This window comes from Citrobacter sp. TBCP-5362 (assembly GCF_005406305.1).
In the GTDB taxonomy this organism is placed as follows: Bacteria; Pseudomonadota; Gammaproteobacteria; order Enterobacterales; family Enterobacteriaceae; genus Citrobacter_B; species Citrobacter_B koseri.
Genome location: NZ_CP040234.1, coordinates 4,039,466 through 4,052,583 on the forward strand (window position 1 = coordinate 4,039,466; position 13,118 = coordinate 4,052,583).

Annotated in this window: 10 protein-coding genes and 3 tRNA genes; 4 read left to right on the forward strand and 9 right to left on the reverse strand. The window is 52.8% G+C overall.

Annotation, left to right across the window (positions count from 1 at the left end; genetic code table 11):
• Together tsaE and nnr are read right to left on the reverse strand one after the other, a co-directional pair.
• Positions 1–462, reverse strand: a complete 462-nt coding sequence (gene tsaE / locus FD428_RS19220) for a tRNA (adenosine(37)-N6)-threonylcarbamoyltransferase complex ATPase subunit type 1 TsaE (protein WP_012134443.1) — start codon at positions 460–462, stop codon at positions 1–3.
• A complete protein-coding gene (nnr, locus tag FD428_RS19225; RefSeq protein ID WP_114848032.1) occupies positions 434–1,981 on the reverse strand; it encodes a bifunctional ADP-dependent NAD(P)H-hydrate dehydratase/NAD(P)H-hydrate epimerase in 1,548 nt (515 codons plus the stop codon). Before nnr ends, tsaE begins: the two co-directional genes overlap by 29 nt.
• Here nnr and queG point away from each other — a divergent pair.
• Entirely contained in the window at positions 1,980–3,119 is a 1,140-nt protein-coding gene (queG, locus tag FD428_RS19230; RefSeq protein ID WP_049009166.1) for a tRNA epoxyqueuosine(34) reductase QueG, read from the forward strand. The two genes, nnr and queG, sit on opposite strands and share 2 nt — an antisense overlap.
• 269 nt (positions 3,120–3,388) lie before the next feature.
• Here the strand turns inward: queG and FD428_RS19235 are convergent.
• From FD428_RS19235 to orn, 4 genes are all read right to left on the reverse strand, one after another.
• Positions 3,389–3,464: transfer RNA gene (locus tag FD428_RS19235), tRNA-Gly, on the reverse strand.
• Between the two features lie 75 nt (positions 3,465–3,539).
• A tRNA-Gly gene (locus FD428_RS19240) sits at positions 3,540–3,615 on the reverse strand.
• A gap of 68 nt (positions 3,616–3,683) precedes the next feature.
• A tRNA-Gly gene (locus FD428_RS19245) sits at positions 3,684–3,759 on the reverse strand.
• 277 nt (positions 3,760–4,036) lie between these two features.
• Complete coding sequence (gene orn, locus FD428_RS19250) at positions 4,037–4,582, reverse strand: oligoribonuclease (RefSeq protein ID WP_012134446.1); 546 nt, start codon at positions 4,580–4,582, stop codon at positions 4,037–4,039.
• Between the two features lie 106 nt (positions 4,583–4,688).
• Between orn and rsgA the strand changes: the two genes are divergently transcribed.
• The 3 genes from rsgA (at position 4,689) to mscM (ending at position 10,144) form a co-directional block, all read left to right on the forward strand.
• On the forward strand, positions 4,689–5,741 hold the full coding sequence (gene rsgA, locus FD428_RS19255; RefSeq protein ID WP_058668459.1) for a small ribosomal subunit biogenesis GTPase RsgA: 1,053 nt from the start codon (positions 4,689–4,691) through the stop codon (positions 5,739–5,741).
• Positions 5,742–5,832: 91 nt separating this feature from the next.
• On the forward strand, positions 5,833–6,801 hold the full coding sequence (gene asd, locus FD428_RS19260) for an archaetidylserine decarboxylase (RefSeq protein ID WP_114848033.1): 969 nt from the start codon (positions 5,833–5,835) through the stop codon (positions 6,799–6,801).
• A 16-nt stretch (positions 6,802–6,817) separates the two neighbouring features.
• Entirely contained in the window at positions 6,818–10,144 is a 3,327-nt protein-coding gene (mscM, locus tag FD428_RS19265) for a miniconductance mechanosensitive channel MscM (protein ID WP_024130797.1), read from the forward strand.
• A gap of 55 nt (positions 10,145–10,199) precedes the next feature.
• Here mscM and FD428_RS19270 read toward each other — a convergent pair whose 3' ends face one another.
• From FD428_RS19270 to yjeM, 3 genes are all read right to left on the reverse strand, one after another.
• Positions 10,200–10,514, reverse strand: coding sequence for a YjeO family protein (locus tag FD428_RS19270; protein WP_110494770.1), 315 nt, complete (start codon positions 10,512–10,514; stop codon positions 10,200–10,202).
• A complete protein-coding gene (locus FD428_RS19275; protein ID WP_114848034.1) occupies positions 10,514–11,230 on the reverse strand; it encodes a hypothetical protein in 717 nt (238 codons plus the stop codon). Before FD428_RS19275 ends, FD428_RS19270 begins: the two co-directional genes overlap by 1 nt.
• A 295-nt stretch (positions 11,231–11,525) precedes the next feature.
• On the reverse strand, positions 11,526–13,028 hold the full coding sequence (yjeM, locus tag FD428_RS19280) for a glutamate/gamma-aminobutyrate family transporter YjeM (RefSeq protein ID WP_114848035.1): 1,503 nt from the start codon (positions 13,026–13,028) through the stop codon (positions 11,526–11,528).
• Between the last annotated feature and the right edge of the window lie 90 nt (positions 13,029–13,118).

Genomic DNA, 13,118 nt, shown 5'->3' on the forward strand with positions numbered 1-13,118 from the left:
TTAACCGGCCAAACGCGCCAGCAACAAATCACCTGATGAGGAGACAGCACTAATGCGCGCCTCACGACCTTGCGCCTGGTAATCTATGTGTATTTCGACATCCGGGTCAGGCAGTACACCTTTACCTTGTTGCGGCCATTCCACCAGGCAAATGGCATCGTTGGCAAAATAATCACGGATCCCCATAAATTCCAGCTCCTCAGGATCCGCAAGTCGGTATAAATCGAAGTGATACACCATTAAGTTATCGAGCGTATAGGGTTCAACCAGCGTGTAGGTCGGGCTTTTCACATTACCTTTGTGGCCCAACGCCTGTAGAAATCCCCGGCTGAAGGTGGTTTTCCCCGCCCCCAGGTCGCCGTACAAATAGATGACGGTCGCACCGTCACAGGCTTTCGCTACGCGTAGTCCCAGGTCTAAAGTCGCCTGCTCGTCAGGTAGCGGAATTACTCGATTCATCATGGTTTACGTCAATCACATCAGGGTTAACAATACGCTGTAGCGTAGAAAAGAGATCGGTTGCCAGCATGCCACGGGCGCCATAACGCGCCGCTAAAACATCCGCCGCCGCACCGTGGGCAACACATCCCGCACACGCTGCATCATACGGGGAAAACTTCTGTCCAAGCAATGCGCCAATAATGCCGGAAAGCACATCGCCCATTCCACCGCTGGCCATCCCGGCGTTACCGGCATCAATAATGCCCAACGCATGCGATTGGGCGGCGACGACCGTTCCCGCACCTTTCAGCACCGCCACGCCACCATACCGTTTTACCAGACGACGTGCTGAAAGTAAGCGATCACTTTCAATTTCTGCGACAGAACAACCCAGTAGCCGCGCGGCTTCCCCCGGATGCGGCGTGATCACGCGATTGTGACGTTTATCGGGATTGATTGCCAGCAGGTTCAGCGCATCCGCATCCCAGAGCATCGGTTTGCGAAAATTCTCAGCTTTCTGTAGCGCTTTTTTACCCCATTCCTGCTGTCCGAGCCCTGGGCCGATCACCACCACGTCCGCCCATTGCAGACTGTCATCAAGAGATTGAGGCGTCAGTTCATGCACCATCAGTTCGGGACGGGCGGTCAGCAACGGCGCGATATTTTCGCTGCGCGTCAGCACCCGCACTAATCCAGCACCGGCACGCAGCGCCGCTTCGCCGGTCATACGTATCGCTCCCGCCGTCCCGTGGTCGCCGCCAATAATGACCAGCCGACCATGATCGCCTTTATGCGACGTCGGGCGGCGTGGTGTCAGCCAGTGGGAAAGTTGCGAAGCCGCAAAGCGCTGGATACGAGCTTCTTGTCCTGCCAGCCAGCTTTCCAGCCCCAGCGCGTCAAAGTGCAGCGCTCCCACGACATCCCGCGCCTTGCCCGTCAGTAAACCGGGTTTCAGCGCAACGAAGGTAACGGTATGCGCGGCATTCATCACCGCACCAGGCGTGGCGCCCGTTTGCGCCAGCAAACCGGAAGGGATATCAATAGCCACCACCGGCGCTGGATGGCTGTTCGCTCGTTCAATAAGCGTAGAGAGGGCGGTGCGCGGAGCCTGCGTCAGGCCGGTCCCCAGCAGGGCGTCAATAATCACATCAATATGATCCGGCCAGATGATATCCGACGCATGAATGACGCCCCCGGCATTGAGCCACGCCTCGCGTGCCTGCGCTGCCTCTTCAGGAAGCGGCTTATCGCTCTCCTGCGCCAGTAGCGTCACCTCAATACCTGCGGCTTTCGCCAGCCTCGCCACCACGTAGCCGTCGCCGCCATTATTACCGTGACCGCAAAGCACCAGCCAGCGCCGTGAATCGGGATACGCGTCGCGTGCAACCTGAAATGCGGCTTCCCCCGCCCGCAGCATCAGCTCATACAGCGTCAGCCCTAAGCTGTCCGCCGCCTCGCGTTCCGCCCATTTGATCTCATCGGCGGGCCAGATGGAGTGTGGTATACTTGCGGGGTTTTTCTTCATTGTATGGTCCGTCATGTCAGAGCCCCTCGATCTCAATCAGTTAGCGCAAAATATTAAACAGTGGGGGCTGGAACTGGGCTTTCAGCAGGTCGGTATTACCGATACCGATCTCAGCGCCAGCGAACCCAAATTACAGGCATGGCTGGATAAACAATACCACGGCGAAATGGACTGGATGGCTCGCCACGGAATGATGCGCGCCCGCCCTCACGAATTATTGCCCGGCACGCTACGCGTCATCAGTGTGCGCATGAATTATCTGCCTGCCAATGCCGCTTTCGCCAGTACCCTAAAAAATCCCTCTCTGGGCTACGTCAGCCGTTATGCGCTGGGCCGTGACTACCATAAGCTGTTACGTAACCGTCTCAAAAAACTCGGCGAGAGGATTCAGCAGCACTGCGTTTCGCTGAATTTTAGACCGTTTGTCGATTCTGCGCCCATTCTGGAACGTCCGCTGGCTGAAAAAGCCGGGCTTGGCTGGACAGGTAAGCACTCACTAATCCTTAACCGCGAAGCCGGTTCGTTCTTTTTTCTGGGGGAGTTGTTAATTGATTTGCCTCTCCCCATTGATACGCCAGTTGAAGAAGGCTGCGGGAAATGCGTTGCCTGTCTGACCATCTGCCCGACTGGCGCAATCGTCGAGCCCTACACGGTGGATGCGCGCCGCTGCATCTCCTATCTCACGATTGAGCTGGAGGGGGCGATACCAGAAGCGCTTCGGCCATTAATGGGCAACCGGATTTACGGCTGCGACGATTGTCAGCTTATCTGCCCGTGGAACCGCTACTCGCAACTGACCGATGAAGAAGATTTCAGTCCCCGCAAGCATCTTCACGCGCCAGAGCTGATTGAACTGTTTGGCTGGAGCGAAGCCTGGTTTTTAAAAGTTACGGAAGGATCGGCGATTCGCCGCATTGGTCACTTACGCTGGCTGCGAAATATTGCCGTCGCGTTAGGCAATGCGCCCTGGGATAACGCCGTAATTACTGCCCTGGAAAGTCGCCGGGGTGAGCACCCACTTCTCGATGAACACATAGAGTGGGCGATTGCGCAGCAAATTGAGAAGCGAAATGCCTGCGTGGTGGAGGTGCAATTACCGAAGAAACAACGCCTGGTCAGGGTCATTGAAAAGGGACTGCCGCGCGACGCCTGAGTCATCCACAGCTTGTGTATAAAAATAAAAAGACATTGCGATTCAAGAGGGAAAAAATCGTCAAGTGATCGCATTAACATTTCGAAATGATAATTAATCCATCAATTTCAATGAGTTACAAAGTTACTATTCACCAGGCGAAGTTTTTTGTATTCCAGGAATAATGCCTGGACCTGTGGATAAGTCTGTTTACAAGAGTGTTTCAGAGGCAAAATAAAAGACCCCCAACGTGAAAATACGCTGTGGATAATTTTATGGAGATAAGAATTTGGAGCGGGAAACGAGACTCGAACTCGCGACCCCGACCTTGGCAAGGTCGTGCTCTACCAACTGAGCTATTCCCGCTTAATCTTCGTCTTCCAGGCCGCTGCCTGAAATCCTGCGATTGGGTGGTGCGTATCTGCTGATACTTTCAAATTTTGGAGCGGGAAACGAGACTCGAACTCGCGACCCCGACCTTGGCAAGGTCGTGCTCTACCAACTGAGCTATTCCCGCTTAATCTTCGTCTTTCAGACCGTTGCCTGAAATCCTGCGATTGGGTATCTGGTGTTGCTTTCAAATTTTGGAGCGGGAAACGAGACTCGAACTCGCGACCCCGACCTTGGCAAGGTCGTGCTCTACCAACTGAGCTATTCCCGCTTAATCTTCGTTTTTCAGACTGTTATCTGAAATTCTGTGATTAAATTTGTTGCTGTCGTAATTCGCATTTCTGCGTCGTTACGGGAGGCGCATTATACGAGAAATCCTTTCTGCTGCAACCCCCTAAAACGCAATTTTTTCCGTTTTCGTTCTGAGTGTTGAATTTATCAGCAAAGCGTACAATTTAGCGCCAAATTCACCCCGCCGCAAGCACACCCGGCAGGCAAAGCGTAAGCCGGATAAGACGCTTCGCTTCGCCATCCGGCAAACACGCCGTTTACAGCTTAATAAAATTCTCGCGGTAATAAGCCAGCTCCGCCACCGACTCGCGAATATCATCCATCGCCTGGTGCGTCCCCTGCTTGGTAAAACCGGCAAGGATTTCCGGCTTCCAGCGACGCGCCAGCTCTTTCAGCGTACTCACATCCAGATAGCGATAGTGGAAATAGGCTTCCAGTTCAGGCATGTACTTAAACAGAAAACGGCGATCCTGGCCGATGCTGTTGCCACAAATCGGTGATTTACCTGCCGGAACCCACTCTTTTAAAAATTCAATGGTCGCCAGTTCTGCGGCGCGATCGTCAAACGAGCTGGCTTTTACCCGATCCACCAGACCACTTCCGGTATGGGTACGCACGTTCCAGTCATCCATTAACGCCAGTTGTTCAGCAGACTGATGCACCGCAATCGTCGGCCCTTCCGCCAGGATATTCAGGTTGGCATCGGTCACCAGCGTCGCGATCTCAATAATGCGATCGCGCTCGGGATCCAGGCCGGTCATCTCAAGATCTATCCAAATGAGGTTGTTTTCATTGGCACTCATGCTATTTTCCACCCTTCAGAGGTCACAGTCAGTGTGACTATATTCATCTAAAATAGCGTGTATCATAGATGTTTTGCCCATTGCGGGCGACCAGGAGCCAGTACGATTGAGTAAAAATAAACTCTCCAAAGGCCAACAGCGCCGCGTGAAAGCCAATCACCAGCGTCGTCTAAAAACGTCCACGGAGAAGGCAGACTTCGATGACAACCTGTTCGGCGAGACCGCTGAAGGTATCGTCATTAGCCGCTTTGGCATGCATGCCGACGTAGAATCCGCCAATGGCGAGATTCACCGCTGCAACATCCGTCGCACGATCCGTTCGCTGGTCACCGGCGATCGCGTCGTCTGGCGTCCGGGTAAAGCGGCGGCTGAAGGCGTCAACGTCAAAGGGATCGTCGAAGCCGTACACGAACGCACCTCCGTGCTAACGCGCCCGGATTTCTACGACGGCGTGAAGCCTATTGCCGCCAATATCAACCAAATCGTCATTGTCTCCGCCATTTTGCCGGAGCTGTCGCTCAATATTATCGACCGCTACCTGGTGGCCTGCGAAACGTTGCAGGTTGAACCGATTATCGTGCTCAATAAAATCGATCTGCTGGATGACGAAGGGATGGACTTCGTTAACGAGCAGATGGATATCTATCGCGGCATCGGCTATCGCGTGTTGATGGTATCCAGCCATACGCAAGATGGCCTCAAACCATTAGAAGAGGCGCTAACCGGCCGCATCAGCATCTTTGCCGGGCAGTCTGGCGTTGGAAAATCGAGCCTGTTGAACGCCCTTCTGGGCCTGCAAGAAGCGATCCTCACCAATGATGTGTCGGATAACTCCGGTCTGGGGCAGCACACCACGACCGCCGCGCGCCTGTATCACTTCCCGCACGGCGGCGATGTGATTGACTCCCCCGGGGTACGCGAATTTGGCCTCTGGCATCTCGAACCGGAACAAATCACCCACGGATTTGTCGAATTTCATGACTACCTGGGCCATTGCAAATATCGCGACTGCAAGCATGATACCGACCCAGGTTGCGCCATCCGTGAAGCGGTAGAAGACGGTAAAATTGCAGAAACCCGTTTCGAAAATTATCACCGCATTCTGGAAAGCATGGCACAGGTAAAAACACGTAAAAACTTTTCTGATATGGACGACTGACAACTACGCTAAGCATCGCTAGAATCGTCCCCTTTTTTCAGGATGCCGGCGTCAATGCCGGTTCAGGAACAACAATGGCCTGGAGGCTACCTTGTTAAACTCATTTAAACTTTCGCTACAATACATTCTGCCGAAACTATGGCTCACTCGCCTGGCGGGCTGGGGCGCGAGAAAACGAGCGGGCTGGCTGACCAAACTGGTTATCGATCTGTTCGTGAAATACTACAAGGTCGATATGAAAGAGGCGCAGAAGCCGGATACCGCCAGCTATCGCACCTTTAACGATTTCTTTGTTCGTCCGCTGCGTGACGACGTCCGTCCGGTGAATACCGATCCAAACATACTGGTGATGCCGGCTGACGGCGTGATCAGCCAGTCAGGTAAAATCGAAGAAGATAAAATCCTGCAAGCGAAAGGTCACAACTACAGCCTGGAAGCGCTGCTGGCAGGTAACTACCTGATGGCGGACCTGTTCCGCAACGGTTCGTTTGTCACCACCTACCTCTCTCCGCGCGACTACCACCGCGTACACATGCCGTGCAACGGTATCCTGCGCGAGATGATCTACGTACCGGGCGATCTGTTCTCGGTGAATCACCTGACCGCGCAGAACGTACCAAACCTGTTTGCCCGTAACGAACGCGTGATCTGCCTGTTTGACACGGAGTTTGGCCCAATGGCGCAAATTCTGGTCGGGGCGACCATTGTCGGCAGCATCGAAACCGTCTGGGCGGGAACCATTACGCCGCCGCGTGAAGGCGTGATCAAACGCTGGACATGGCCGGAAGGGGAAAGCGAAGGGTCTGTGGCGCTGTTGAAAGGTCAGGAAATGGGCCGTTTCAAACTGGGTTCAACCGTGATCAACCTGTTTGCGCCGGGTAAAGTCACGCTGGCTGAACAGCTGCAAAGCCTGTCAGTGACCAAAATCGGTCAGCCGCTGGCCGTTTCTACCGAACTCTTCGTGACCCCTGAAGCGGAACCCGCGCCGCTGCCGGAAGAAGAGATCAACGCCGAACACGACGCCAGCCCGCTGGTTGACGACAAGAAAGACGAAAGTTAAATAAAGGATCGCTGCTGTGCGCCTGATTATCACTTTTCTGATGGCCTGGTGCCTCAGCCTGGGGGCGTACGCTGCGACGGCCCCCGACGCCAAACTGATTGCCCAGGAACTGGAGCAGGCTAAAGCGGCAAAACCCGCTCAGCCAGAGGCCGTAGAGGCCCTCCAGTCTGCGCTGAACGCGCTTGAGGAACGAAAAGGTTCTCTTGAGCGCGCCGAACAATATCAGCAAGTTATCGACAATTTCCCTAAGCTGTCCGCGACGCTACGCGCACAGCTCAATAACTTGCGCGATGAACCGCGCAGCGTGCCGCCAGGCATGTCCACCGATGCGCTAAGCCAGGAGATCCTCCAGGTCAGCAGCCAGTTGCTGGATAAAAGCCGTCAGGCCCAGCAGGAGCGAGAGCGCGCTCGTGAAATCGCCGATTCGTTAAGCCAGCTTCCACAACAGCAAACGGATGCCCGTCGCCAGTTAAATGAGATTGAGCGGCGCATTGGCACCGCCAGCGGCAACTCCCCGCTCAACCAGGCGCAAAATCTGAGTATGCAGGCCGAATCCGCCAGACTCAAAGCGCAGGTTGATGAACTGGAACTGGCGCAGCTTTCGGCGAATAACCGTCAGGAACTGGCGCGTATGCGCTCCGAACTGGCGGAAAAACAGAGCCAACAGCTGGATGCCTGGTTGCAGGCATTACGCAATCAATTAAACAGCCAGCGCCAACGAGAAGCAGAGCGAGCGCTGGAGAGCACCGAACTGCTGGCGGAAAACAGCGCTGACCTGCCGCCGGGCATTATCGAACAGTTCAAGGTGAACCGCGAGCTGTCGCAGGCGCTTAACCAGCAGGCGCAACGCATGGATCTGGTGGCCTCACAGCAACGCCAGGCCACCAGCCAGACGCTACAGGTTCGTCAGGCCCTGAACACCCTGCGGGAACAGTCGCAGTGGTTAGGCGTATCGAATATGCTGGGGGAAGCCCTGCGCGCACAGGTATCGCGTCTCCCGGAAATGCCCAAGCCGCAGCAGTTAGATACCGAAATGGCGCAACTGCGCGTACACCGTATGCGCTACGAAGACCTGCTCAACAAACAACCGCAACTACGTCAGATTCGCCAGGCCGACGGTCAAACGCTGACCTCTGAGCAGAGCCGCATTCTTGACGCCCAACTGCGTACCCAACGCGAGCTGCTGAATTCACTGTTGCAGGGCGGTGATACGCTGATCCTCGAACTCACCAAGCTGAAAGTGTCCAATAGTCAACTGGAAGACGCGCTGAAAGAGGTCAACGAAGCCACTCACCGTTACCTGTTCTGGACGTCTGACGTGAGTCCGATGTCGCTCTCGTGGCCTATCAGCCTCGTTCAGGATCTGCGTCGACTGATCTCACTGGATACGTTCAATCAGCTCGGCAAAGCCAGCATCATGATGCTTACCAGCAAGGAGACGCTGCTGCCGCTGTTTGGCGCGCTGGTGCTGGTTGGTTTTAGTCTCTATTCGCGCAAACATTTCACCCGTTTTCTGGAGCGTTCATCCTCCCGCGTCGGGAAAGTCACGCAGGATCACTTCTGGCTTACGCTGCGCACCGTGTTCTGGTCGATTCTGGTCGCCTCCCCGCTGCCCGTACTGTGGGCCACGCTGGGCTATGGGTTGCAGGAGGCATGGCCTTATCCTCTGGCCGTCGCCATCGGCGACGGAGTGACAGCAACGGTTCCGCTGCTGTGGGTCGTCATGATTTGCGCCACCTTTGCCCGCCCTAACGGTCTGTTCGTGGCGCATTTTGGCTGGCCCCGAAACCGTGTCGCGCGCGCCATGCGCTATTACCTGATGAGCATCGGGCTGATTGTCCCGCTCATTATGGCGCTGATTATGTTTGATAATCTTAACGATCGGGAGTTCTCCGCTTCGCTGGGGCGTCTCTGTTTCATCCTGATCTGCGGCGCGCTCGCGATTGTCACGCTGAGCCTGAAGCGCGCCGGTATCCCGCTGTACCTCGATAAAGAGGGCAGCGGCGACAATATGGTCAACAGTATGCTCTGGAACCTGCTGATGGGCGCGCCGCTCATTGCGATCCTTGCGGCCGCTGTCGGCTATCTGGCTACCGCACAGGCGCTGCTGGCGCGACTGGAGACCTCCGTCGCCATCTGGTTCCTGCTGCTGGTTATCTATCACGTCATTCGCCGCTGGATGCTGATTCAGCGTCGCCGTCTGGCGTTCGATCGCGCTAAGCATCGCCGGGCCGAAATGCTGGCGCAACGTGCGCGCGGTGAAGAAGAACCCGCCCACTCCACCAGCCTCGAAGGGGCCGTCGAAGTGGATGAAAGCGAAGTGGATCTCGACGCCATCAGCGCCCAGTCGCTGCGCCTGGTACGTTCTATCCTGATGCTTATCGCCCTGCTGTCGGTCATTGTGCTGTGGTCGGAAATCCATTCCGCCTTTGGCTTCCTGGAGAATATCTCGCTGTGGGATGTCACCTCCACGGTGCAAGGGGTTGAAAGTCTGGAGCCGATTACGCTGGGCGCGGTGTTGATTGCGATCCTGGTGTTTATCATCACCACGCAACTGGTGCGTAACCTGCCCGCACTGCTGGAGCTGGCGCTCTTGCAGCATCTGGATCTGACGCCCGGCACCGGCTACGCCATCACCACCATCACCAAGTATCTGTTGATGCTGATTGGCGGGCTGGTCGGTTTCTCGATGATTGGCATTGAATGGTCGAAGTTACAATGGCTGGTCGCCGCGCTCGGTGTCGGTCTGGGCTTTGGTTTACAGGAGATCTTCGCCAACTTTATTTCCGGCTTAATCATCCTGTTCGAAAAGCCGATTCGTATTGGCGATACGGTGACCATTCGCGACCTTACCGGCAGCGTGACCAAAATCAACACCCGCGCCACCACCATCAGCGACTGGGACCGTAAAGAGATTATCGTGCCGAACAAAGCGTTCATCACCGAGCAGTTTATCAACTGGTCGCTGTCTGATTCGGTAACGCGTGTGGTGCTGACCATCCCGGCGCCCTCAGACGCTAACAGCGAGGAGGTGACGCAAATTCTGCTGACTGCGGCGCACCGCTGTTCACTGGTGATCGACAACCCGGCGCCGGAAGTATTCCTGGTTGACCTGCAACAGGGGATTCAGATCTTCGAACTGCGTATCTATGCCGCAGAGATGGGGCACCGTATGCCGTTGCGCCATGAAATCCACCAGTTGATTCTGGCGGGCTTCCATGAGCACGGTATCGATATGCCATTCCCGCCGTTCCAGATGCGTCTGGAAAGCCTGAATGGCAGGCAGACAGGAAGAACGCTGACATCCGCAGCCAGGAAAAGTCGTCCGGCGGGAAGTTTGTAAATTGTGTCACAATAAGATGAACGTTGGGTGTGTTGAGCACTACCCAACGTCTTATTTACCAACATAATTGGTATCGAATAACAAAGCGCCATAACCAAAAGAGCAGGAGAGCCACTATAACAGAATATTGCCAGATACTACGTTGCCTTCGCCATACAATTGCATAGATAAAAGGAATAAACAGAGGTAGAGTTAAAGTTATGCCCACAGTTCGAATATCATCATTCTCAATATATTTCATGACATCACAGATATCATTGATTCCCCTGCCATCGATAAACCATTCCTTGTCCTGCGTTGAAAATATAATTATCGATATAATGCTTACTATACCCCAGATAAAATTCAACGTAAAAGACTTCCAACTCATTAACCGCCTCGCATAATTTTAAGTATTATATCTTTCTTTTCTATAATTCGACGACCATATTCACCATATTCACGCCCCGGAGAACCGGGTAACTCACTAATTGATTGAACAATATCATCTTTACTTCTCATTGTTCCACGATTATATCTGGAACCCGCCAATATTATCTGCTCGTCAGTCAAGTATAAAGTATCAGCGTCTGGATTATCATATAAAATAAGATCATGTAAATGGAATGCTACAACCCGAATGTTAAAGCTGTTATCAAGTAAACACTGCGACAGGCGAAATTGCTGAAAATGAGTCAATTTATCAGGGTGGATACCTATTGTTTTGGCTGCAACACCGATCTGGATAGCAATTGAACCGACCGATGTAGCATTAGACGATTCATTACTGTTCTTTCCCAATATTTCTTCAATTATCTGTCTGAATTGCAGAACACCAACACCTTTAAATCTCTCTGGAGTTCCGCCAACTTCAGCAACAGCAACACCTGCAAGGAGTAATTCAGGGATTCTTGCTTCATAAGCGTATTGCTTTATCATTGCCCTATGGTGAATCAACCAAGCTGTTTTATAATACCAAAGATATGCTTTCCCAGTCATAAAACGCCAATTGGTAGGTAAGGCATACCATCGAAAAAAATCTAACCCATTCCAATGAGGAAAACCATATTCGTCGATCTCACAAAAAGGTGGAGAGCTAATCATCATGAAAATTTATCACCAAAGTTAATTTAGCATTGACCCGACAATAGCCATGGTTCTCAATCAGTAATGAGATAGACACCACATGTATAAAAAAGCAATCAAAAATTATATTCACAAATAGATTCATAGTAACAATGATTTCCAACCATAAAAAATCACTTCCCTAGATTTGACATGTAAATAATCATAAAATATATACATCAATATCATTCTGATAAAAATCTCAAAATTATTTGATACGAAAAAGCCCGGAGGGTGTTCCATTCGGGCTTTGGGGAAATTCAATATGTATCTTTCCTCAGTCTGTCACCCAGCGAAACTGTTTCGCCATCCGGCGGCTGTAGTTCTGATAAATCGCCATTGCTAACAGCGAGAAGAATATCGGGCCGCCGGTCATCCACAGTGCGCTATTCCAGTCCCCGGCTTCAATTACCGGCTGAATGATGGTAAACACATTCGCAAACGTCACCACCAGCACGACCACGCCCGTTGCCAGCATCGTAGAAACATGGGTTTTGAAGATCACAAATGGCCGTTCCAGGCCTTCGCGAGACTTAAAGAACGGGAAGGCCAGCGCGAGGAACAGGTACGGCAACGTCATCGACACGTTCGCCATCAGCGTCAGTTTGTTGTAGAACGCCGACGCGGTATCACCGCCAAAAGAGACCAGCAGAATAAACAGACTCACCAGCAGACACTGCATCCACATTGCGGTGGCTGGCATACCTGCCGCGTTCAGCGTCGTCATCGGCGCAGGCCACAGCGCTTTTGGCGTTCCCTGGATAATGGCCTTCAATGGCGAGTAGCTCAGCGTAAAGAACGCGCCGGTATAGGCAAGGAACATGGAGAGGCCAGTGATACGCGCAAACCAGACGCCGGTCGCCATTGCCGCTTCCGGCGACAGATGCAGCGCGTTACCCAACGTCATCCCCAGGCTTTTCATCAGAATATAGGTGATATTTCCGAGGTTAACGGAGCCATTACTTAATACCTGTTGCCAGTTGGTGCTAACGCCCCATAAAAATATCGCCAGCGAATAACCAACGGAAATAACAATTGCCGCAAAAACAATTCCTTTCGCAAAGTTCTTTTCCGGCTTTTCTGTTTTATCCACCAGGCCGCCTACCGCTTCAATTCCGCCGTAGGCAAAAATAGCGAAAACAACAAATGAGAGCATGGCCAGGCCGGACTGATATCCGGGATTGGGCGAGGAGACAAAATGAATATTTTCCGCAAAATGCCCACCATTTAATAACAAAATAGCGACACTCACTAACAACAAAACCAAATTAAGACACATCACGGCAATCCCCCCTACTGCCGTAATACGCGCAATTTTATTAATTCCCTTTGATGCGATACAGGTCACCAGAATCATCCAGCCGACGGCGAGCAGACCAACAACCTGCGTCGGTTCAAGCCCGGCGATCCGCCAGTGCTGCGTCATATCTGCGCCAAACAAGAACGTAGAGAAAGGCACCCAGACTTTCGCCGCAGTACTCACCATCCAGATAACATAGGAGGAGAACCACATAAAAGTGCCGATAAACGCATAACGCGGGCCAACGCTATTATTCATCCACGAATAGATTCCGCCCTCTTCTTTTCGATAAGCAGAACCCATTTCAGCCATCATTAAAGCAAATGGAATAAAGAATAATAATGCAGAAAAGATATACCACGGGATCGCGCTATACCCCATTAAATAAAACGCCGACGGGCTATTGGCAAAACCAAAAACGGACGTAAATATCATCAGGATGAGGCCAGCCAGGCTCATCTTCTTTATTGTCTGGTTCATGAAACCATCCCTTACTCTGGGCACGTTGGCTAAACGGCGCTCACCGGTTTGCACTGCCCCCTTGCAGAGGTCAGCAATAAAAATCAACAC